We start from the raw sequence: 20936 nt of genomic DNA, 5'->3' as shown, positions 1-20936 counted from the left end.
TGGCAACAGGACTCAGCTTTCCTTCGACAACAGGCCGATCAACGACCGTGCGTGCTGTACCGCCTCTAGCCCACGGTCCGTCAAATAGCCACCGTCGTGTCTGTCGATCAAACCCTTGTCAAATAATCTCTGGGCGGCATCCACCAATTCCTGGGCCGCCTCATGATGCACCTTGATACCCTCCTGCGCACTGTCCGGGCTGAATTGCAATAACAGTCGAATCTCTTCATACAAACTTGTTGATAATGGCATTCTCTACTCCTTGGATCCTATTAAGATAGACCAAACCCGGGTTTGGGGGGCTGCTGATCAGATAACGCCAACCAACCCCGCACCAGGCGATAAATCAACCAGATACCTGCCAGCCCAATAATCAGCCAACCCACCAGAAATAACAGGCTGATGCCGCCTATCACCCCCCACAGCAAGGCAAACAGGCCGCTGCGCAGCTGCCATCGCGCATGAATGCGGGACAACTCGCTGCGAAACTCGGGCTTCCACAGCACATTGAGCAATAAAGCAGCAAAAAAGGTGATGCCGACAAAGAACGAAGCCGCATAAAGCGCATAGATAATCGTCAGGCGCTTACTCTCATCGGGAGAAACCGGGTCCATAACAAACCGGGCATCTTTGGGAAAATCAGGTTGGCGTTGATCGCTCATAGCGTGCCCCCGGCACGGTTTCTAAAACAATCACTGTAGCAGTGCCAATAGAGAATTGTAACTGCTCCAAATCAGTGTCCTGTGAGCCCATCTGCAACCAAAAGCTTTCCGACTTCATATGATTTTTTTCTCATCTTACTTCCAGAAAAATTAACATATATCAAAACAACGACTCTTCAGCCTACCTATAGTGAGCCGCCAGAGAACTCAGTAGGAACAGGTCGTCCCATGGTCGATGGGCTGACCCCGGAAAAAGGACAATACGATGGAAAAATTACAGTGGCTCAGCGAACTGGACACAGGCATTGAGGTCATCGACGAGCAACACAAGCGGATCGTTTATTACATCAACCAACTGCAGGACGCCCACGAAAAACACAGTCGGTCGAAAGTCGGCGATGTGATCAACGAGGTGGTGGACTACACAATCTCCCATTTTGCCTTCGAGGAAGCCCTGATGGAGCAGGCTGGCTACTCATTTTGCGCCCCGCACAAAAAAGTGCACGAACTCTTCATTAGCCGGGTAGATCGCTTTGCCAAACGTCACGAAGAGGGCCAGGACGTGGCCGAAGAGTTGCTGATCACCCTGCGCAAATGGTTGATCAATCATATCCAGAGCGAAGACGGTGATTACGTTCAGACCGTGCAAGCTTACCAGCGCAAAATGAGGCACGAACACGAGGGCTGGTTATCCCGTTCATTGCACCGTTTCTTTGGCTAAGGCACCTCTGATCGGATCAGCGGGCGCCATGCCCCCTTGGCACAGGAGGTCATGAGGCCTGCTACGATCAAAGTTTTCGGCCTTATTCTTTGGGAGCCCGCCACTCCCAGCGAATCACTTCACCGAAGTCGTCGTAAACCGGCACTTTGCGCGGACTGCGATTAGTTTTCAGGGGTGTTGCACGGCGCTTGTTCTCGGCTTTCAGGCGCCGCCGTTCGTCAATCGCCTGGGTCACATGCAGCAAGGATTCACGCTTGCTTTTCGGACCACTGGACGGAATGCTGCGACTCATCCCGGGGGGTATCTCACCGGGAGCAATCGCCGATTGCCCGCGGGGAATCTCATCCACCTGGCCGCCACCGGAGAGAAAGGCGTCCATCTCTCGCTGCAGTTGCTGACGCATCTCTTGTTTACTCGGTGGGTGTTTCACGGTGGACACTGCCTAAAATATCATCAACCCGCTAGCATACTCCTATGGCACTGGAGTTCCCAGTGTCCGCCACCGGTTTCACAAGATCAGCGATCTGGAGGCCTGCGATGTTCACCCCCCACTCGCTTCAGAGCGCCAGAGGGCTGCTCAACGCTGTGGCCGCCTGGTAATGTCCGGTCAATCGTTGTTTGCGGTTACGAATATCCGGGCGGGTGAAGGCTCCGCTCACGGGCAGTCCCAACCTGGCCAGCACATTGGCAATCGCCACTTCGACGGCTTTGATATCACCGGAATCCACCTTCACCGCCACCCCTAAGGCTCTGCTCGGGATAGCCGCCACATAGACACCCTCTGCGCCCAATTTTACAAACACCTGATCACCCAGCTCGGTCATCAACCGACTGCAGAAACGATCACTGCCCGCGACGTACCAAGGGTGTTGCAGGCAGGCGTTGAGCAATCGGGTCGCGGCGGCCTGATATTGATCAGGCAAGGAGGCGGGGGCAGCCAAGCGAGCAAAACCCTGCGCCAGGGCTCGCAGCGGAACCGCCCAGATGGGCGCACTGCAACCATCGAGGGCAACCGGGGCCCGTTCCAGATCCACTCCCCAGCAGACTTCAATGGCCTTACGAATCGATTGCTGGACCGGGTGATCCAGTTCCACATAACCCCGGGTAGGCCAACCCTGATGGCTAGCCAGCGCCAGCATGCCACAGTGCTTGCCCGAGCAATTGTTATGCAAGGCGTCGGGAGTAATACCCTGGGCAACCAGCTCCCGGGTCGCGACGTCACTCATCGGCCAATGCCAACCGCACTCCAGGTCTTCGGCATCCAATGTCAACTGCTCCAGCATGGCCGCCGCGCAGTCATGGTGAGAGACTTCTCCGTTATGGGAGGCGCATGCCAAGGCCAATTGTTGATCGCTGAAACCGTATCGATCGGCAGCACCGCTGGCCACCATGGGCAAGGCCTGAAACGCCTTAAGAGCCGAACGCGGATAGGTTAACTCTTCGATGTCACCACAACTCCAGCGCACCTGCCCCTGAGCATCCATTACCACCGCACGACCAACATGACGACTCTCAACAATATCGCCACGGACCACCTCTACCAGAGTCGGATTCGTTGTCATTTCAACCTCTTCGCTTCGTTGTTCAGGTCATCGCAGACCGGGTTCAGACTTGCTCCCTCGGCCGTGGACGGGCTAGCTGTTTCAGGTTCGCAGGCCAACCATTTCTGGTGCTGCAGGCGTTTTGCCAACTGCTGCCACTTGTCGGCCATAGACTCTCCCAGGTGGAACGCCGGTTGCGATGGTGTTAATTCCTCACGCTGTTCGCGGGCCAGTATCGAGCGCTGCGCCTGCTCCATCGCCGTGGCCAGGGAAAACTCGGTGCTGAGCTGTTCCCGAAACAGCGCATTACCGAAGTAGGTCATATCATTGTCGTTACCGCAACCGAATGAGGTACGATCGGCCGCCGCCGCCACCGCAACAAAACTGTTGTCATTGATTAGCGTCGGCAGGTAACCTCCCGCAAAGCAGGCCGACACCATAACGGCTCGCCAGCGAATCCCGGATTGCTCAAGCAACTCCGACAGCGACGATGGCGTTAACTGGGTCAAAGGCAGCTGGCCAAACTCGGCGGCCAGCTCATGATCCCGGGAACCGTGAGAGGTCAGATACAGCACCAGAACATCTTCTTCCGGATCCATCACCTGGCTCAGGGCCTGCAGCGCCAGACGCAAGTTGGTCACAGTGGCCAGGGGTTGCTGCATAAAGGTATCGCGATGGTTAACCAACGACAATGAGCGCCCTTCAGTGTCAAAACGTCGCTCCATTAGTGCGCGAATAATATTGATTTCACTGAGAAAGACATCCTGTTCGGCATAGGGTGCAAAAGCCAGAAAATACAGATCAGTGACACCCGCACGTTGGGGTTTCAATTGCTCAAGACTGTTTTCCAGGCGTTGTGGCTGTAACGAGAACAGGGTTTCTTCATCCAGCGGGGCATATGGGCTTGGCGCCTCGACATAGGAGTCATCGTACGGCTCTAGCCAAAACCCTTGGTAGGGGGCATAACTGAAACCCACCGGGAGCCATAACAGCAACAAAGACAGGCTAGCCAACAGTGACCGCCAGGGTCCCACGCCATAGAAATGCAGCAGCCGAGCAGGCGCTAACCATAACGCCAACAACGCTACGATCATCACCAACAGGGGCAATGCGTCAAAGGCCAGCGCCGACTCACCCGCAAGGTTTGCCAACCACTGCAACAGCTGCAGGAAAGGGAGCAGTGCCACTACCCCCACCAGCACTCGCATCAGCTGCTCAGGGTGCCTCAATACACGGGTGACCAGCCAGGCAGACAAGCCCAAAAGCACCCAACTGCTGGCATTGTAGAGCAATGACCAACTGTTGAATTCTGCCGCTGCTGGTGCCTGCCACCATTCACTGGCAATCTGTAACACCAGATCCAGCGCCAGCAAGGCAATCAGCTGATCGATTGAAAGCGCTAATCTGGCCTGACTGAGCGGACGAAGCGACAACAAACACCAACCCATCCACAGGTTGTCGATCAAGCCCCGCACTCCTTTGCCCATTGCTTAACTCCTGAGTATTCCAAGAGCGCTAGTGCATCACAGATCGCGCGTTTTGCCCAGCCGCAACGACCTTATCCTTAACATCGATTTTGAGCAGGCTATCGGCTAGAATGCGCCGACTTGAACCCGTGCGACCCCGTTTAAGCGTGACAAAGAGCATCGGGTATTTTTCCCTGGCAGGTCTCCTATGAAACAAAAAGTTGTCGTTATCTATTCCGGGGGAATGGACTCCTTTACCGTACTGCACAGAGCCATAGAAGAAGGCTTCGAGGTGTATGCGCTCAGCTTTAACTACGGTCAGCGTCATCAGCGCGAGCTCGAATACGCCCGCCGAGTCTGTGAACAGTTGGCTCTTCCACACCTGATCACCGATATCACCGCGATCAACGTCTTGCTGCAGGGTTCATCCCTGACCTCGGACGATATCGATGTTGCCGAAGGCCACTACAGCGCCGACAACATGAAAAGCACGGTGGTCCCCAACCGGAACATGATTCTGCTCTCGCTAGCGGTAGGCTATGCCGTTTCGATCGGTGCCGATCAGGTGTTTTATGGCGCCCACTCCGGAGACCACACCATCTACCCCGATTGCCGTCCCGAGTTTGTCCACGCCATGAACGACGTGACTCGTATTGCCAACTTCGAAGCCGTTGAGATTGTCAGCCCCTTTCTGGAGCAAAACAAAATAGACATCCTGCGCTGGGGCTTGGAGCGGGGACTGAATTATGCTGACACCTGGACCTGCTACAACGGCCGCGAACGCGCCTGCGGCAAATGCGGTTCCTGCGTCGAGCGCCTGGAAGCGTTCGAGCACAACCGCACTACCGACCCGCTGCCCTACGAATAGGCGGAAATTCCATTCCCATGTACAGCATCAAAGAAGCGTTTTATTCCCTGCAAGGTGAAGGTGCCCATAGCGGCCGTCCGGCGGTCTTCTGCCGCTTCACTGGCTGCAATCTGTGGTCCGGCCGCGAACAGGATCGCGCCGGCGCCATCTGCGATTTCTGCGATACCGACTTCATTGGCAGCGACGGCCAGCAAGGCGGTAAATTTTCCACGCCCCAATCGCTTGGTCGGCACCTTAAGGCGTTCTGGCCCGACACCCAAGAAGGGACTCCCTACGTCATCTGTACGGGCGGAGAACCCGCATTGCAACTGGATGAAGCGCTGGTGAGCGCTTTGCACGAAGAAGGCTTTGAGGTCGCCATAGAAACCAACGGCACCCGACCACTGCCCGCCGGTATCGACTGGATCTGCGTCAGCCCCAAAGGCAGCAGCCAACTGGTCATTACCGAAGGGGATGAACTCAAACTGGTCTATCCTCAGGCCAATGCATTACCCGAACGCTTCACGGCCCTGTCGTTTCACCATTTTTTCCTGCAGCCGATGGCCTCCCCTGAAGGCGTCGACCTGGTTCAAAACTGCGGCAACAGCCAACAGGCCACTATCGACTATTGCCTGAATCACCCGCAATGGCGACTGAGCCTGCAGACCCACAAGATAGTAGGCATTGAGTAATGGAAATCTATAAAGACTTTACCTTTGAAGCCGCTCACCAGCTCCCCAACGTCCCCGAAGGCCATAAGTGCGGGCGCCTGCACGGCCATTCATTCCAGGTCCGTATTGTGGTCTGCGGTGAAGTTGACCCTCATACCGGCTGGATTGTCGATTTTGCCGACCTGAAAACAGCCTTCAAGCCAATCTACGACCGTCTCGACCACTATTACCTGAACGATATCGAGGGGCTGGAAAACCCGACCAGCGAAAACCTGGCCCGTTGGATTTGGCAACAATTGAAACCCAACCTGGCCCTGCTAAGCCGTATTGAGGTCAAGGAAACCTGTACTTGCGGCTGCGTTTATAACGGTCATTGACCGAAGATCGGGAACCATCGCAGAAAATAGCACTCAAAGCCCCAAGCAGTCTGTTTCCACGGCTATGGATGGCCTGACATGGAGAATCCCATGTGCAGCACTCCCAAAAGCCACCAGTCCGCTACTCGATCTTCGCCTCTTTCGAAGATCCCTATTTTCGATGCCCGCAATCTGTCTCGCTTTACCGAAGTAGCCAATGCCGCCGAAGAGCGACGCCGGCAACAGGCTCAACAAGATGTCTCAACTCCCGCCCAACCCGCCTGGCAACCAGAGCCCAGAGTCCGCCAAAAGAAATCGTTCGATTGGTATTACTGGTTGATGGAGGCCGGCTGCCGACAGGTGCTCTGGCATAGCCTGAGCAGAATTCGCCAACGCACCCGCTCAATGGTTGGCAACTTGTAAGAGCGTTGCCTCATATATCTCGCCCTTCTGGAGGCACCAGCAGGTTGAGCTTCCGTAGCATAAAACCCATGCTGTCCTTCGTGTGATCCGACCGTTTTGACCCCATTCTGGCAGACGCTACACTGAACCTAAGCGGACTTAATGAAGTTCGCTGTGTTTCCAGCCCCGATTACGCAACCAACAACGATAACATGCGAACCTTATTGACCCTCTGGGGCCTCATGGCTTTTATGCTGCTACCAGTCATCGCCCATGCCACGCAACTGACTGCCCTGGACGTTACCAATGGACGCACACAGGTATCGCCTCATGTCGAGTTTATCGAGGATCCAAATCTTGGCCTCGATTTACTATCGGTTGTTCAACAACCCGCCTCTCGCTGGCGTAAAAATCACGACAACCAGGTGAATTTTGGCTATACCGATTCGGCTTACTGGCTCAGGTACCGCTTGATCAATCCTGATGATTACAAGGCCTTCCGCCTGATAGAGTTCTCTTACTCGGTACTGGATTACCTTGACGTTTACCTGCAGCGAACGGATGGAACCACCGTTCACCACGCCATGGGCGACAAATTACCCTTTCATCAACGTCCTCTAATAAGCCGAAATTTCCTCGTACCTATCGAACTGGATGCACAAGAGATGATCACCGTCTATGTTCGGGTCAAGACCAGCAGCTCCACCCAGGTCCCCATGACCATCTGGGATCCTCAGGAGTATTATCCGGTATCGCAATCAAGAACCATTTTTCATGGTATTTATTTCGGTATTACACTGGTGATGGTGCTCTACAGCCTGTTCGTATACCGGGCAGTGCAAGAAAGCGTCTATCTGTATTACGTTGCTTTTATCATTAGCCTCCCCATGTTTATCGCCAGCATTAACGGATTCAGCTTTCAATATCTCTGGCCCTATGCAACGACCTGGAATGATCGTGCGATGGTGTTTGCCCTTGGTGGCACCGTTGCCTCGGGTATTACCTTCGCGATGAAATTTCTGTCTGTTTCCCGCGTCGATGACAAATGGACTTATCGCTATCTATCGAGCCTGGTCGCTATCGCCCTGGGACTTATGCTCATTTCTATTTTTGTCGATTACGCCGTGTTAATTCGACCCACCATCATTTTGTCGATTATCTTTTGCTCAAGCCTACTAATACTGGCAGGCGCCAGGGTGTTGAGTGGCGATAGATCAGCACGATATTTTATCCTTGCCTGGATCTCTATGCTGTCGGGAGGCATTGTTTTATCGCTCAACAAATTTACTATTTTGCCGCAAAATATTTTTACCGAAAACGCCACCCAAATTGGTTCGGCACTGGAAATCATCTTATTGTCGATAGCACTGGCAGACCGACTTAACCGAGAAAAATTGAAAACCTTTGCTGCCCAGCAAGAATCTCTGGAAAAGGAACGTGAAGCTCGCGCCTCACAGGAACAAATGCTGAAGGTTCAGCGCGAAGCCAACACCTTACTGGAACAACGAGTTGAAGAACGAACCCGAGAACTGGCTGATCTTAATAAACAGCTACTCGAACTCAGTGCAACCGATGCCTTGACCGGGCTAAAAAACCGTCGTCATTTCGATGAGGTCTTTCAGCAATATTACACTGCGGCTTATCGCCACCAGCAACCACTGGCGATGCTGCTACTGGACATTGATCATTTTAAAGATTTCAACGATAACCATGGTCACGCCGTAGGTGATGACTGCCTGGTGATGATTGCAGAAACCATTCAATCCCAGCTCTCACGCCCGCAAGATATGGTGGCCCGTTTTGGCGGAGAAGAGTTTGTCCTCTTATTACCCGATACCGATAACCAGGGAGCCTGTGTGGTAGCGGAACGTATCCGTCAGCAAGTGGTCGTAACTCCATTTCGACTGGCTGAGGAGGTGCTACATGTCACGGTCAGTATTGGTGTCTCCAGCATTATTCCGAGCAGAGTGCAAAAACAAAAATCATTATTCGAATTAACCGATCAGGCACTTTATAAGGCCAAGGAATCCGGCCGTAATCAGATTCAAGCCCTGATTGAAAACACCCCATAATGCCGAGCATTACAGGGTACTTGATGTCGAATGAGTATCAAGCATCGTGGCGCGTTAAGGATAATCTTTTATGAACGCCAGCGTTATCCAAGTATTCGCAAGCTATCCTGACCCTATCAGGCATCAGCTGATAGAGCTGCGTACGATTATTTTCACGCTGGCCAAAGAACAGAACCTGGGGACGTTGGAAGAGTCATTGAAATGGGGTGAACCCAGCTATCGTTGTCAGGGTGGTACAAGCATTCGAATAGGCTGGAAATCAAAGCGCCCCAGACAATACCGCCTGCTTTTTCACTGTCAGACACGCCTGATTAGCACCTTTCGGGAACTCTATGGCAACCGGTTTGATTATGAAGACAATCGAGCCATTGTTTTCGATATCTCAGACACCTTACCCGTCGAGGAACTGAAACATTGCCTGTCACTCGCCCTGCGCTATCACAAGATCAAGCACTCACTTTGTTTCGGGCACCTCTGATGTACTCTGAGCTAAGCAGTCATACCTGTCATTTCAATCCATCAACACCGTGTAATCACGGGTCAACAAACCACCCGGCCAACTGAGCTGCACCCGTAAGTCAAGGTAAGGCTCGGCAATCGGTCGCTGCGACGTAATCTGGATGTGGTAATGGCGATCGGCTTGCTTGACCACGTCCACCTTATAACGATAGTGACTATTGCCTCGTGCAGCCTGATCCGCAAGGCGCACCAGTGACGCTTTCAATTCGTCCTGATTTACATTGGCATTGCCAAGGTGAATAGGAATCTGCCCCTTGAACACCTGGCCGAGCAGGGCTTCGGTTTCCAACTCACCCAAGCCTACAGCGAAGACCGGCGACCCAAACCCCATCAACAATAACAACATCCACTGACATATTTTTTTATTTAGCGACATAACATACCGACCGAAAAGACCAACGGGCAAAACAGCAGCGATGCTAACACGCATAAGGTGAGCAGAAGAGCGTCACAGATCACACTCATCGACCCGACAGCAAATCAGAGGCTGAGATTTCCCGCACTGGTCAGACCAGACCTTCGCCGGATTATCGTCAACCCTCGGCTGCAACAAGCCCGTAACATCGGCCTTGTACCATTGTCGTATAAACGATCTGACTGATTTGGACGTACAATTTGTAGCCTCTCGCACCTTCGAAAGACTGAGGGTGGGAGGGGGAATCGCATCTATTCTCATCCCTGCCCTTGATGCCAGCCATCGACTAACGGCACAATATGCAGGGTCCGGACGAGAGCTGGCACACACAGCTGGGGTTGTGAACAAGCCTCGCTCATAGTGCCCGGTAAGATGTCAGGCGCAGCAATCGCGCAAGTCGGACAGAGTAAAATGGCTCTGGCTAATACCAGGCCAAACAGGCTGGAGTCTGCAGACTCTTGCTCTGGGCCAGCCGCCTTGCGATCCAGCCAGCCACAGAGTTACTCCAGTAGATTGGGCAACCCTGTTGCAAAACGCAGTAACAAAACAATGCCGATTTCAGTAGCGCCTGGGCATTAGTCACAGCCTTGGTAAGGCCTATTTTTAAGATTTCGCTTTCAGGAGTCGGCCCGAGCGCCTGTCACCTGGCAGCAATTGCCGCTGTTAACTCTGGTACAATTCGCGCCAGGGCTCAGGCAGCTCAACAGATTTCATGACACATGGCCGACAGCCTCTTGATGGCCATCCAGACAGTAAGGTAGGGAACACAATGACAGAAAAAAAATCGACGATTATCTACACCCTCACAGATGAAGCTCCGGCACTGGCCACGTATTCCCTGCTCCCTATCGTCAATACCTTCACCGCCGCCGCCGGCATCAACGTCGAGACCAGCGATATCTCACTGGCAGCCCGTATCCTGGCCAATTTCCCCGACTACCTGGACGATAGCCAAAAGGTACCCGATGCCCTGAACGAGCTCGGCGAACTGACCCAGGATCCTTCCGCCAATATCATCAAACTGCCTAACATCAGCGCCTCGATCCCCCAGCTACTGGCGGCGATCAAAGAGTTGCAAGGCCACGGCTACAAGATTCCGGACTACCCCGAATCTCCCGCCAATGCCGAGGAAGAGGCCATTCAGGCCAAGTACGCCAAGGTATTGGGCAGTGCCGTAAACCCGGTACTGCGTGAAGGCAACTCCGATCGTCGCGCCCCGGCTGCCGTCAAGCAATACGCTCGCAAGAATCCCCATTCCATGGGCAAATGGAGCCAGGCCAGTCGCACTCACGTGGCCCATATGCGTGACGGTGATTTCTACTCCAGCGATATCTCCACCACCATGGACAAAGCCGACACCGTCCGCATCGAGCTGGTCGAGAAAGACGGCAAGGTTACCGCACTGAAAGAGGTGCCGGTACAGGACGCCGAAATCATCAGCGCCCAGTTTATGAGCACTCGCAAGTTGCGCAAGTTCCTCGACGAAGAGATGGAAGGCGCCCGCAACGCCGGCTTGCTGTTCTCCCTGCACCTGAAAGCCACCATGATGAAGGTCTCCGACCCTATCGTGTTCGGCCACGCCGTAACAGTCTACTTCAAGGACGCGTTTGAAAAACACGCAGACACCCTGGCCAAGCTGGGCGTTAACCCCAACGATGGCGTCGGCAGCGTACTCTACAAAATCGATAGCCTGCCCTATTCCAAACGTGCCGAGATCGAACGCGACTTCCGCATGTGTTATGAGAATCGTCCCGAGCTGGCGATGGTGGATTCCGACAAGGGCATTACCAACCTGCACGTGCCCAGCGACATCATCGTCGACGCCTCCATGCCCGCCATGATCCGTAACGGCGGCAAGATGTGGAGCGCCCACGGCAAACTGCTGGACACCAAAGCGGTCATCCCGGATAGCTGCTACGCCACTATCTACCAGGAGATGATCAACTTCTGCAAACACCACGACGCCTTCGATCCCACCGTTATGGGTACCGTGCCCAACGTCGGTTTGATGGCCCAGAAAGCGGAAGAGTACGGCTCCCACGACAAAACATTCGAAGCCCCTGCCGATGGCACCATGCGCATCGTGGCCAGCGATGGCACCGTCCTGCTTCAGCACGAAAATGTAGAAGCGGGAGACGTCTGGCGTATGTTCCAGGCCAAGGACGCGCCGATCCAGAACTGGGTCAAACTGGCTGTGGACCGTGCTCGCGCCAGCGGCATGCCCGCCCTCTTCTGGCTCGACGAACATCGTGGCCACGACGCCCAGATGATCAAGAAGGTCGAGAAATACCTGCAAGACCACGACACCAGCGGCCTCAAGATTCACATCCTTAACCCTGATCGCGCCATCCGTTACACCATGGAACGTCTCAAGCGCGGGCTCGATACCATTGCGGTCACCGGCAACGTATTGCGAGACTATCTGACCGACCTGTTCCCCATCCTCGAACTCGGTACCAGTGCCAAGATGCTGTCGATCGTGCCCCTGATGGCGGGCGGCGGCTTGTTCGAAACCGGTGCCGGTGGCTCCGCGCCCAAGCACGTGCAACAGTTTGTCGAGGAAGATCACCTGCGCTGGGACTCTCTGGGCGAATTCCTGGCCATTGCCGTCTCCCTGGAGGATCTGGCCAGCAAGGACGATAACAACAAGGCCCAGGTTCTGGCCCAGACTCTCGACCAGGCGACCGGTAAATTGCTGGAAACTGGCAAGTCGCCTTCTCGCACCGTGGGCGAGCTGGATAATCGCGGCAGCCATTTCTATCTGGCGCTCTATTGGGCGCAGGCGCTGGCCGAGCAGAACGACAATGCCGAACTGAAATCTGCCTTCAGCGAACTGGCGAAAGAGCTCAGCGATAACGAACAGAAGATTATCGACGAGCTGAACGCGTCTCAGGGTCATCAGGTCGATATGGGGGGGTACTTCCAGCCCGACGCGGCCAAGGTGAGTGAAGCCATGCGTCCGAGCCCAACCCTGAACAAGCTGCTGGGTGGTAACGCCTAGCCTGCCGCTTGAGGCAATCGGCAATGCCACCTCACTGATTGCCCAGGCCAACACAAAAAAGGCCCGACAGCGATGTCGGGCCTTTTTTGTAAGGGTCCAATTAACCTCGCAGAGCAACAATTCTCCGAACAGATCTGCATTGAACAACCTCTGAACACCAAACTTCAGCTACCCGATAATGCTAACGAATCTCCAATCGCTTCAGCAGCCGATGAAAATTACTGCGATTGACCCCCAACTCTTTGGCCGCCGCCGCCTGATTACCCTGATGACGGTCCAGTGAGGCTTCAATCAAGGTTCGCTGATAGCCATCCACGGCGGTTTTCAAATCGACTCCCTGCCCGGGGTCAACTGCCAGCTTACTATCAGGAACCACCGGTGGCGTACTCGACTCGACCGCGGACAGACCACCTCCTTCGAGATCAAGGTGAGAGGTTCCCAGCACCACCGCTCGACCGCCTCCCCCCTGCTCCGCTATCGCTTTCAGAGCCGCTCGACTCAACATATGCTCCAGTTCGCGTACATTGCCAGGCCAACCGTACTGTTGCAGGGCACGTTTTGCCTCAACGGACAGACGCAATCCCTGCACGCCCAAACGCCGCTGGTTAGCCTCCAGCAAATAACCTGACAACAACAAAATATCGTTGCCCCGCTCTCGCAGTGGCGGTACCTGAATAGGGTAGACACTCAGGCGGTGGTACAGGTCGGCACGAAATCGCCCCTGAGATACCTCTTGCTGCAAATCCCGATTGGTCGCTGCCACAATTCGCACATCGGCCTGGATCGCCCGATCACTACCAACACGCTGTATATCGCCGCTTTGTATCGCCCGCAGCAACTTGGCCTGAACAGCCAGGGGCAGCTCACCCACCTCGTCGAGAAACAGCGTGCCGCCGTCGGCGATCTCAAATTTTCCCGCCCGATCGCTCACCGCCCCGGTAAAGGCGCCTTTGGTATGCCCAAAGAGTTCACTCTCGGCGATATTCTCCGGTAGGGCGGCACAGTTTACATACACCAGGGGGCGTTCACTGCGAGGGGAACGCTGGTGCACTCGACGCGCCACCAGCTCTTTACCAACCCCGGTTTCACCGAGTACCAGCACCGTCAAATGGGACTGCGCAACGATCTCGATTTCCTGCTTGAGGTGGGTCATGGCGGTGCTGGTACCTACAATTTCTATATGACCATCTTCCTGCAGCGCCCGGGTCACCCATTGGGCCCGTTCGATGCGAGCCGACAGGGCATCAATACGTTCGGCGGCCTTGACCGTAGCTTCTGCCAGGCTGACAAAGGTACGCAACTCAACCGGATCGATATGATCAAAGGTGCCGGTTTGCATGGCATCCAGCGTCAGGGCCCCCCAGGGTTTATCGTCGATGCGCAACGAAACCCCCATACAGTCATGAACATGCAGATGACTTTCACCATCCTCAACCAAACCATCGTAGGGGTCCGGCAGGTCCGAATCTGCCGCAAAACGCACCGGCTCTCGCGAGCTCAATAACTGCGCCAGGCGCGGGTGCTCATCCACTTCGAAGCGACGCCCCATGGTGTCATCGCTGAGACCCTTGATCGCCAACGGCCTTAAATGCCCCCCCTCCAGGCGCAACAACGCCGCCGCATCACAGGGGAAGATCGTCAGGATGGCGTTCAATAACTGTTGATAACGCCGCTCCGCCGGTAGGTCCGTGGATAGGTCTGCTACTATTGAGATCAGGCTGTCGAAGAAGGCAGGTGTTGTCATATCGATAACGGTGTTGTTGGTAAGACAACATAGTAACAGTTGTCATAACGATAACAAGCACCCTGAAGCCTAGGAAAAGCGAGACCCCGTCACTTGGCACGATGTTTGTATTATTCCAGTGACCAACGATGCGAATGTTTTTAAGGTGATATCAGCTACCCGAGGCCTTCCAGCCTTTACGACTCTCCGCCGATCCACCTGATAGATGTTCACTGAATAACTGTAATACCCATTTGTCCATACACGAAAAAGGAGCCAATGATGGCTGAACACTTTAACAAGGGCATGGCCAGAAACATCTACTACGGGGGCGGTATTTTTACCTTTTTGCTGCTGCTGGGGTTGACGTTCGACACCATGCTGATTTTACCCGAGCGTGACCACCGCGAAAATATCACGGAGTCGGTTGCCCAAGGCAAAGAGATCTGGGAAAGCAACAACTGTGTCGGTTGCCACAGTCTGATGGGTGAAGGCGCCTACTTCGCGCCCGAGCTTGCCAACGTCTATGACCGCTACGGTAATGGCAGCGAAGAAACCTTCAAGCAGTACCTGCAAGGATGGATGGCGATTCAGCCACTGCCGATTGAAGGTCGCCGCAAGATGCCCCAGTTCAACCTGACCCCGGAAGAGGTCAACAACGTAGCGGACTTCCTGATCTGGACCTCTCGCATCAACGATAACAACTGGCCGCCTAACAAACAGGGCTAATAACGCTTGGGGCATTTAACACAGGAAACACAGCATACTGGCCAGCAGTTCTACTTGATCATGGATCGGCCGGATTCTGTAAAGGGGAAAGTTTATGAAATTTGAATCACAAGCGGTGGCGAAACCCTATTTTATTTTCGCCCTGATATTGTTTGCCGGACAGATCCTGTTCGGCCTGATCATGGGATTACAGTACATCGTCGGGGACTTTATGTTCCCTTACCTGCCCTTCAATGTGGCGCGTATGGTTCACACCAACCTGCTGATAGTCTGGCTACTGTTTGGTTTTATGGGTGCGTCCTACTATCTGGTGCCCGAAGAATCAGACACAGAGCTTTACAGCCCCTTGCTGGCTAAAGTCCTGTTCTGGGTTTTCGCCGGTGCCGGTGTCGCCACCATTCTTGGCTACCTGCTGGTGCCTTACGCCAAGCTGGCGGAGCTGACCTATAACCATCTGTGGCCGACCATGGGTCGAGAATTCCTCGAACAGCCGACGATAACCAAAATCGGTATTGCCATAGTGGTGCTCGGATTTATTTTCAACCTGGGCATGACCGTGCTGAAGGGTCGTAAAACCGTCATCAACATGGTCCTGATTACCGGTCTGATCGGTCTGGCTGTGTTCTGGCTGTTCTCGTTCTATAACCCAAGCAACCTGGTGCTGGATAAGTTCTTCTGGTGGTGGGTCGTTCACCTGTGGGTTGAAGGCGTATGGGAACTGATCATGGGTGCCATCCTGGCCTTTACCCTGATCAAGGTGACCGGCGTGGACCGTGAAGTTATCGAGAAATGGCTCTACGTTATTATCGCCATGGCGCTGATCACCGGTCTGGTTGGTATGGGTCACCACTACTTCTGGATTGGCCCCAGCGAATACTGGTTGTGGTTGGGCTCTATCTTCTCTGCACTCGAACCCCTGCCCTTCTTTATGATGGTCCTGTTTGCCTTCCGTATGGTGCGTCAGCGCCGCTACGAGCATCACAACAAGATCGCCACTACCTGGGCATTGGGTACTTCTGTCATGGCCTTCCTGGGCGCTGGTGTCTGGGGCTTCCTGCACACCCTGGCTCCGGTTAACTACTTTACCCACGGTTCGCAGATCACCGCGGCTCACGGCCACCTCGCATTCTTCGGTGCCTATGTGATGATTATCCTGACCATCATCTCCTACTCCATGCCGATTATGCGCGGACGCTTGCAGGGTAACTCCCTGAACGCACAAAAAGTGGAATCCATGGGCTTCTGGATCATGTGCATCAGCATGATCGTGATCACCATTGCGCTGACCGTTGCCGGTGCTTACCAGATTGCCTTGCAGCGTTTGCCAGGCGATGCCGAAGCGCTGGGCTTTATGGATACACAGGCCAAAATCGTTCCTATCTACTGGGTTCGTCTGTTGGCCGGTGCCGCCTTCCTGGTTGGTTTGGTGGTCTACTTCTGGAGCTTCTTTGTTGGCGGCGAGGAACCCGAAGCCGCTACTGCAAGCTAAGGGCCGCTGGCAATCAGCAAAGCCCACGATTGAGGAGGGGCTCACCCCCTCCTCAATCAGGTTCTACTGCGCTTTCCCAGCATTTGGATAACCCCCATCAAGATCGGGGAACTCCTGAAGAGAAAGCGCATTTATTCACAACAACAATCAACACGACGCATCCGTAGCGCCAACCGTTTTCGACCCAGGAGATTCCATGGAAGAGTTTATCGGCGGGGTCTGGCACAAAATGATTTCCCGTCAAGCATCCAGCGATTATGTTGATGCTCGGGTAGACATGGCGTCATTGAACATGGAACTGGCCACCTGGTTTCGTGCCTTGGGCGGCGACCCAGGCAAGGGTGTCGAGGGTGCCGATCCCAGAGTGCTCAATATTCGTCGTGGTCTCACTCAACGCATGGCAGGCAGCCACCGAAGATTTATGGTGAGCTGGCAGGATGACCGCAGCTTACGCCTGCCCTCCAGCCTGAGCTGTTTCCCCGATCCGTCACTCAATACGTCTCTTTTTTTCTGGCTGACTGCACTGGCGGCCCAAATGCCACGGGTCAAACACTGGTTTGCCGATAATCAACGGGCCACCCGGGAACTGCTGGAACGTCGGCCAGGACTGGTCAAGCAATACAAGCAACTGGTCATCGCCACCATCGCAACCCGCCCCGATCTGGAAACATTAATAGGGCCTGAACGCGAACGTGAAATCTGCATTCAACAAGCTCTGCTCAACCCTGGCACTGTAGCCAACATGACCGAAGCCAAGGGCGACCCACTTCCCGTCCCCCTGTGGATTTACCCTGCCCCCTTGCGCGGTGTTGAGGTCGCCAGCGAGGACGATCTGGAGGATATGGGCGATGGTTCCCGCGCCGAGGAGAACCTCAGCGGCGACCGCAAACAAGCGCAACGAATCGACGACGCCAAGAAGACCGATGGTCTCCTGGTGTTCAAGCTGGAATGCCTGTTCAGCTGGGCCGAGCAGGTGGAACTGGATCGCTGCCAGGAGGAAAACCTGGACGAAGATCTGGCTTCCGCCGCCGACGATCTGGATATCATCAGTTTATCTCGCCAGCGCCGAGCCGGTGCCGCACGGATCAAATTCGACCTGGACCTTCCCGCTCCTCAAGAGGACGATCTGCCGCTGGGTGAGGGTATCAAACTTCCCGAATGGGACTACCGCAAGCAATCCCTGATTGAGGATTACTGCCTGCTGCAGCCCATGTTGGCCGACGATGTTATGCCCGAGCCAATCCCTCCCCATCTGCTCTCCCAGGCCAGAAACCTCAAAAACCGTTTCGCCCAGCTACGCCCACAACGCAGCTGGCAACGTCGCCAACCCTTTGGCGATGAAATAGATATGGACAGCTGGCTGGAGCTGAAAACCCAGCCGCAAAAAACCGCCGATCAGGAAAACTTTTATCTTAACCGTAACAACCCGCAGCGCGAACTGTCCTGCCTGCTTCTGTCGGATCTATCGATGTCGACCGATGCGGCCCTTAACCAGGATCAGCGGGTGATCGATGTTATCCGCGACACCATGGTGCTGTTTGCCGAAGCCCTGTCCGGCACCGGCGACCCCTTTGCCATTTACGGTTTCTCCTCGGTTAAAAACAAACAGGTTCGCTACCAGTTATTAAAGAACTTTTCTGAACCCTACAGCGATGAAGCCCGAGGCCGACTGCTCGCCGTCAAACCCGGATTCTACACTCGCATGGGCGCCGCCATTCGCCAGTCGAGTGAAATATTGAAGACCCAGAAATCGCAACAACGGTTGTTACTGATTCTTTCCGATGGCAAGCCCAACGACATCGACCGCTACGAAGGTCGTTACGGTATCGAAGATACCCGGCGCGCCATACTGGAAGCCAAACAACAGGGCTTACAGCCATTCTGCGTCACCATCGATGCCCAGGGTAATGATTATTTGCCCTACCTGTTTGGTGATCAGGGTTTTGCCATCGTCAACGATGTCGATCGCCTCCCCTTATTACTGCCGCAACTTTATTTAAACCTTACCGGCGCCAGCGCCTGAAGCTTGTGAGAACCCATTATGTCTAACGAGATTCATTACTTACCCCAAGGCCGAGAAATCGATATTTTTTCCAGTGCCGCCGACAACCATCTGCCCGTGCTGTTAAAGGGACCGACCGGCTGCGGAAAAACCCGCTTTGTCGAATACATGGCGGAAAAACTAAAACGCCCCATTCATGTGGTTGCTTGCCACGATGACCTGACCGCCTCCGACCTGGTCGGGCGTCACCTGATCGGACCCGACGGCACCTATTGGCAAGATGGCCCCCTGACCCGGGCGGTACGCGAAGGTGGCATTTGCTATCTCGACGAAGTGGTCGAAGCCCGCAAAGACACTACCGTTGTGCTGCACCCGTTGTCGGATCACCGCCGTGTGCTACCCATTGAACGTACCGGGGAACTGATTCAGGCACACCCAGACTTTATGCTGGTGATCTCCTACAACCCCGGTTACCAAAACCTCATGAAGGGTCTTAAACCCAGTACCCGTCAACGCTTTGTCGCCCTGAGCTTCGAATACCCCGACCCCGATCTGGAAGTAGTGATCGTTTGTCAGGAATCCGGCGTGGACAAACAAACCGCCCAGCAGCTGGTATCTTTGGGCAACGATTTGAGGCGACTGAAAGATCATGACCTGGAAGAGGCCGCATCCACTCGACTTTTGATCTATGCTGCCAAGATGATATGTTCAGGTTTATCGGCCCGGGAGGCTTGCACCGCCTGTCTGGTGCAGCCCTTAACCGATGAAACAACCACCATTACCGCCATCGAACGTTTAGTGGACAGCTATTTCTAGATGATTACGCAATGAGCTATCAAGTAAAGATCGATGCCCACGGCGAAGATAAAAACACGCCAGGTAGTGTGGGGGCATGGGTTCTTATCTGGGTTGAATTAACCGAATTCGCGTTATTCTTCCTGGTCTTTCTGGTAGCCAGAGCACACAACCCGGATCTGTTTCACGAAGGCCCGACACGGCTAAATACCATTGCCGGTGCACTCAATACACTGATCCTTATCACCAGTAGCTACTGCGTCGCCAGAGCTGTCTCGGCCATCAAGCAGGGCAACCGGCAGGCTTGCCTGCGATGGCTGTATGGCACTCTGGGCATGGGGGTGGCGTACAGCCTGGTCAAGTTCTGGGAATACTACTGGAACGATCTGGCCGGGCTCAGCCTGCGTACCGATATCTATTACAGCCTCTACTACTACCTGACTTTTAATCACTTTTTGCATGTCATCATGGGCATGATGGTGATCGGTTGGGTGTGCGTAAATACTCACTTAGGCCATTATTCAAAAGAGGATCATGGCGGCCTGGAATCGGGCGCCAGCTATTGGCATATGATCGACCTTGTCTGGATTATTATCTTTCCACTGCTTTACGTATTTAGATAGGCCCATGGTTAATAACTCCAAATTAAAGAAAATCTGGCTGGTATTAATAACCCTGACCCTGGCCACATCCATCGCCATGGAAACGGTGGATCCCAACGTCTGGATTGTTATTGGGGTCTCTATCATTATCGGCGTAAAGGGCACTCTGGTGGTCGATTATCTGATGGGGCTGAAAACAGCCAACCCGAAAATTCGCATCTCGATGCTCTGTTATTTTTATTTTTTGCCGCCCCTGATCGCCCTGGCGATGATCTACTCCGAGCAGCTTCGGGATTTTACGACGTTGTGAATCGAGGCTTTTTCAAAAAACGCCAAGGCGCTATCGTCCTTGGCGTTTTTTCAACCGCGCAATTAACTCCAACTAGCGGCAATCACCGTATCCACCTGTTGGCGGTCTTCTGGTGTAATGGTTAGCTCACCGGCACCCGAAACATCAAAGGCTGCCATAGCGTTCACCAGCTGCAATACCTGAGAGCTTTGCAATACGGCGCCGTCGCTGTCCACGATCGACGTCAGGCTATCGTTTCCGCTCGTCCAGCCATCGACGGTAACCTGATCGGTACCACCCAACACATTGATCAGCAGATTTTCGCCTTGCAGGCTAAACCATAGATCGTCGGCTGTGATATCCCCGGTAAATACCAGTTGGTCAGAGCCAGCATTACTAACAATTTCCTTAGCTAGAGTATCCTGACCATCACCATTAGTGAACAGGAAGGTATCGTTACCGGCACCACCAATAAGAACATCATTGCCCTGGCCACCATAGATCGTATCCGATCCGTTAGCACCATTGAGCGTGTCGTTACCAACACCACCGTACAGGTTGTCTGCAAACTCAGTGCCCGCCAGCGTGTCATCACCTTCGTTGTTCAGACCGCCTTGCACCAAGCCAAAGATTT

The 20936-nt window shown here is 54.1% G+C and carries 22 protein-coding genes; 14 read left to right on the top strand and 8 right to left on the bottom strand.

What is annotated here, in order from left to right; genetic code table 11:
- Nucleotides 1–12 precede the first annotated feature (12 nt).
- Nucleotides 13–252 (bottom strand): TIGR02647 family protein, encoded by a 240-nt coding sequence (locus tag MIB40_RS13290; protein ID WP_249695069.1) that lies wholly within the window; start codon nt 250–252, stop codon nt 13–15.
- 20 nt (nt 253–272) lie between these two features.
- Nucleotides 273–662: a DUF4870 family protein gene (locus tag MIB40_RS13285; RefSeq protein ID WP_249695061.1), complete on the bottom strand. Its 390-nt coding sequence runs from the start codon at nt 660–662 to the stop codon at nt 273–275.
- Between the two features lie 265 nt (nt 663–927).
- On the opposite strand from MIB40_RS13285, the gene MIB40_RS13280 reads away from it, so the two are divergent.
- Nucleotides 928–1383: a bacteriohemerythrin gene (locus tag MIB40_RS13280; RefSeq protein WP_249695059.1), complete on the top strand. Its 456-nt coding sequence runs from the start codon at nt 928–930 to the stop codon at nt 1381–1383.
- 82 nt (nt 1384–1465) lie between these two features.
- Here MIB40_RS13280 and MIB40_RS13275 read toward each other — a convergent pair whose 3' ends face one another.
- From MIB40_RS13275 to MIB40_RS13265, 3 genes are all read right to left on the bottom strand, one after another.
- The gene (locus tag MIB40_RS13275) at nt 1466–1813 is read right to left on the bottom strand and encodes a hypothetical protein (RefSeq protein ID WP_249695057.1); all 348 of its coding nucleotides are present in this window, start codon (nt 1811–1813) and stop codon (nt 1466–1468) included.
- Nucleotides 1814–1940: 127 nt separating this feature from the next.
- Nucleotides 1941–2945 (bottom strand): asparaginase, encoded by a 1005-nt coding sequence (locus tag MIB40_RS13270; RefSeq protein WP_249695055.1) that lies wholly within the window; start codon nt 2943–2945, stop codon nt 1941–1943.
- Complete coding sequence (locus tag MIB40_RS13265) at nt 2942–4411, bottom strand: C13 family peptidase (RefSeq protein WP_249695053.1); 1470 nt, start codon at nt 4409–4411, stop codon at nt 2942–2944. Before MIB40_RS13265 ends, MIB40_RS13270 begins: the two co-directional genes overlap by 4 nt.
- Before the next feature lie 187 nt (nt 4412–4598).
- Here MIB40_RS13265 and queC point away from each other — a divergent pair, with 187 nt between their 5' ends.
- From queC to MIB40_RS13235, 6 genes are all read left to right on the top strand, one after another.
- A complete protein-coding gene (gene queC / locus MIB40_RS13260) occupies nt 4599–5258 on the top strand; it encodes a 7-cyano-7-deazaguanine synthase QueC (RefSeq protein ID WP_249695051.1) in 660 nt (219 codons plus the stop codon).
- Nucleotides 5259–5275: 17 nt separating this feature from the next.
- On the top strand, nt 5276–5929 hold the full coding sequence (gene queE / locus MIB40_RS13255; RefSeq protein WP_249695049.1) for a 7-carboxy-7-deazaguanine synthase: 654 nt from the start codon (nt 5276–5278) through the stop codon (nt 5927–5929).
- Nucleotides 5929–6285: a 6-carboxytetrahydropterin synthase QueD gene (queD, locus tag MIB40_RS13250; protein WP_249695046.1), complete on the top strand. Its 357-nt coding sequence runs from the start codon at nt 5929–5931 to the stop codon at nt 6283–6285. Before queE ends, queD begins: the two co-directional genes overlap by 1 nt.
- Before the next feature lie 90 nt (nt 6286–6375).
- On the top strand, nt 6376–6687 hold the full coding sequence (locus MIB40_RS13245; protein ID WP_249695044.1) for a hypothetical protein: 312 nt from the start codon (nt 6376–6378) through the stop codon (nt 6685–6687).
- A gap of 221 nt (nt 6688–6908) precedes the next feature.
- On the top strand, nt 6909–8738 hold the full coding sequence (locus MIB40_RS13240) for a sensor domain-containing diguanylate cyclase (RefSeq protein WP_249695042.1): 1830 nt from the start codon (nt 6909–6911) through the stop codon (nt 8736–8738).
- Between the two features lie 70 nt (nt 8739–8808).
- Entirely contained in the window at nt 8809–9216 is a 408-nt protein-coding gene (locus MIB40_RS13235; protein ID WP_249695040.1) for a DUF1801 domain-containing protein, read from the top strand.
- Nucleotides 9217–9249: 33 nt separating this feature from the next.
- Here MIB40_RS13235 and MIB40_RS13230 read toward each other — a convergent pair whose 3' ends face one another.
- Entirely contained in the window at nt 9250–9633 is a 384-nt protein-coding gene (locus MIB40_RS13230; RefSeq protein ID WP_249695038.1) for a type IV pilus assembly protein FimV, read from the bottom strand.
- A gap of 808 nt (nt 9634–10441) precedes the next feature.
- Here MIB40_RS13230 and MIB40_RS13225 point away from each other — a divergent pair.
- Nucleotides 10442–12673 (top strand): NADP-dependent isocitrate dehydrogenase, encoded by a 2232-nt coding sequence (locus MIB40_RS13225; protein WP_249695036.1) that lies wholly within the window; start codon nt 10442–10444, stop codon nt 12671–12673.
- A gap of 181 nt (nt 12674–12854) precedes the next feature.
- Here MIB40_RS13225 and norR read toward each other — a convergent pair whose 3' ends face one another.
- Complete coding sequence (gene norR / locus MIB40_RS13220; RefSeq protein ID WP_249695034.1) at nt 12855–14417, bottom strand: nitric oxide reductase transcriptional regulator NorR; 1563 nt, start codon at nt 14415–14417, stop codon at nt 12855–12857.
- Nucleotides 14418–14675: 258 nt separating this feature from the next.
- Between norR and MIB40_RS13215 the strand changes: the two genes are divergently transcribed.
- The 6 genes from MIB40_RS13215 to MIB40_RS13190 all read left to right on the top strand — a co-directional run bounded on the left by MIB40_RS13215 (nt 14676) and on the right by MIB40_RS13190 (nt 20323).
- Complete coding sequence (locus tag MIB40_RS13215; RefSeq protein ID WP_249695033.1) at nt 14676–15125, top strand: c-type cytochrome; 450 nt, start codon at nt 14676–14678, stop codon at nt 15123–15125.
- A gap of 94 nt (nt 15126–15219) precedes the next feature.
- Complete coding sequence (locus tag MIB40_RS13210; RefSeq protein WP_249695031.1) at nt 15220–16614, top strand: cbb3-type cytochrome c oxidase subunit I; 1395 nt, start codon at nt 15220–15222, stop codon at nt 16612–16614.
- 196 nt (nt 16615–16810) lie between these two features.
- Nucleotides 16811–18637 (top strand): nitric oxide reductase activation protein NorD, encoded by a 1827-nt coding sequence (locus MIB40_RS13205; protein WP_249695029.1) that lies wholly within the window; start codon nt 16811–16813, stop codon nt 18635–18637.
- Between the two features lie 18 nt (nt 18638–18655).
- Nucleotides 18656–19432, top strand: coding sequence for a CbbQ/NirQ/NorQ/GpvN family protein (locus MIB40_RS13200; RefSeq protein ID WP_249695026.1), 777 nt, complete (start codon nt 18656–18658; stop codon nt 19430–19432).
- A gap of 11 nt (nt 19433–19443) precedes the next feature.
- On the top strand, nt 19444–20034 hold the full coding sequence (locus MIB40_RS13195) for a cytochrome c oxidase subunit 3 family protein (RefSeq protein ID WP_249695017.1): 591 nt from the start codon (nt 19444–19446) through the stop codon (nt 20032–20034).
- Nucleotides 20035–20038: 4 nt separating this feature from the next.
- Nucleotides 20039–20323, top strand: coding sequence for a cytochrome C oxidase subunit IV family protein (locus tag MIB40_RS13190; RefSeq protein ID WP_249695016.1), 285 nt, complete (start codon nt 20039–20041; stop codon nt 20321–20323).
- Nucleotides 20324–20385: 62 nt separating this feature from the next.
- On the opposite strand, the gene MIB40_RS13185 is transcribed toward MIB40_RS13190, so the two are convergent.
- Nucleotides 20386–20936 (bottom strand): calcium-binding protein (locus MIB40_RS13185; protein WP_406566466.1); only part of this gene is annotated, 551 nt, incomplete at its 5' end.

The sequence above is a fragment of the Aestuariirhabdus haliotis genome (assembly GCF_023509475.1).
In the GTDB taxonomy this organism is placed as follows: Bacteria; Pseudomonadota; Gammaproteobacteria; order Pseudomonadales; family Aestuariirhabdaceae; genus Aestuariirhabdus; species Aestuariirhabdus haliotis.
This window is presented reverse-complemented; position numbering and strand designations above follow the sequence as displayed.

Coding starts and splice junctions, on each gene's coding strand:
- MIB40_RS13290 (WP_249695069.1), bottom strand. CDS start 252: ATGCCATTATCAACAAGTTTGTATGAAGAGATTCGACTGTTATTGCAA.
- MIB40_RS13285 (WP_249695061.1), bottom strand. CDS start 662: ATGAGCGATCAACGCCAACCTGATTTTCCCAAAGATGCCCGGTTTGTT.
- MIB40_RS13280 (WP_249695059.1), top strand. CDS start 928: ATGGAAAAATTACAGTGGCTCAGCGAACTGGACACAGGCATTGAGGTC.
- MIB40_RS13270 (WP_249695055.1), bottom strand. CDS start 2,945: ATGACAACGAATCCGACTCTGGTAGAGGTGGTCCGTGGCGATATTGTT.
- MIB40_RS13265 (WP_249695053.1), bottom strand. CDS start 4,411: ATGGGCAAAGGAGTGCGGGGCTTGATCGACAACCTGTGGATGGGTTGG.
- queC (WP_249695051.1), top strand. CDS start 4,599: ATGAAACAAAAAGTTGTCGTTATCTATTCCGGGGGAATGGACTCCTTT.
- queE (WP_249695049.1), top strand. CDS start 5,276: ATGTACAGCATCAAAGAAGCGTTTTATTCCCTGCAAGGTGAAGGTGCC.
- queD (WP_249695046.1), top strand. CDS start 5,929: ATGGAAATCTATAAAGACTTTACCTTTGAAGCCGCTCACCAGCTCCCC.
- MIB40_RS13245 (WP_249695044.1), top strand. CDS start 6,376: ATGTGCAGCACTCCCAAAAGCCACCAGTCCGCTACTCGATCTTCGCCT.
- MIB40_RS13240 (WP_249695042.1), top strand. CDS start 6,909: ATGGCTTTTATGCTGCTACCAGTCATCGCCCATGCCACGCAACTGACT.
- MIB40_RS13235 (WP_249695040.1), top strand. CDS start 8,809: ATGAACGCCAGCGTTATCCAAGTATTCGCAAGCTATCCTGACCCTATC.
- MIB40_RS13230 (WP_249695038.1), bottom strand. CDS start 9,633: ATGTCGCTAAATAAAAAAATATGTCAGTGGATGTTGTTATTGTTGATG.
- MIB40_RS13225 (WP_249695036.1), top strand. CDS start 10,442: ATGACAGAAAAAAAATCGACGATTATCTACACCCTCACAGATGAAGCT.
- norR (WP_249695034.1), bottom strand. CDS start 14,417: ATGACAACACCTGCCTTCTTCGACAGCCTGATCTCAATAGTAGCAGAC.
- MIB40_RS13215 (WP_249695033.1), top strand. CDS start 14,676: ATGATGGCTGAACACTTTAACAAGGGCATGGCCAGAAACATCTACTAC.
- MIB40_RS13210 (WP_249695031.1), top strand. CDS start 15,220: ATGAAATTTGAATCACAAGCGGTGGCGAAACCCTATTTTATTTTCGCC.
- MIB40_RS13205 (WP_249695029.1), top strand. CDS start 16,811: ATGGAAGAGTTTATCGGCGGGGTCTGGCACAAAATGATTTCCCGTCAA.
- MIB40_RS13200 (WP_249695026.1), top strand. CDS start 18,656: ATGTCTAACGAGATTCATTACTTACCCCAAGGCCGAGAAATCGATATT.
- MIB40_RS13195 (WP_249695017.1), top strand. CDS start 19,444: ATGAGCTATCAAGTAAAGATCGATGCCCACGGCGAAGATAAAAACACG.
- MIB40_RS13190 (WP_249695016.1), top strand. CDS start 20,039: ATGGTTAATAACTCCAAATTAAAGAAAATCTGGCTGGTATTAATAACC.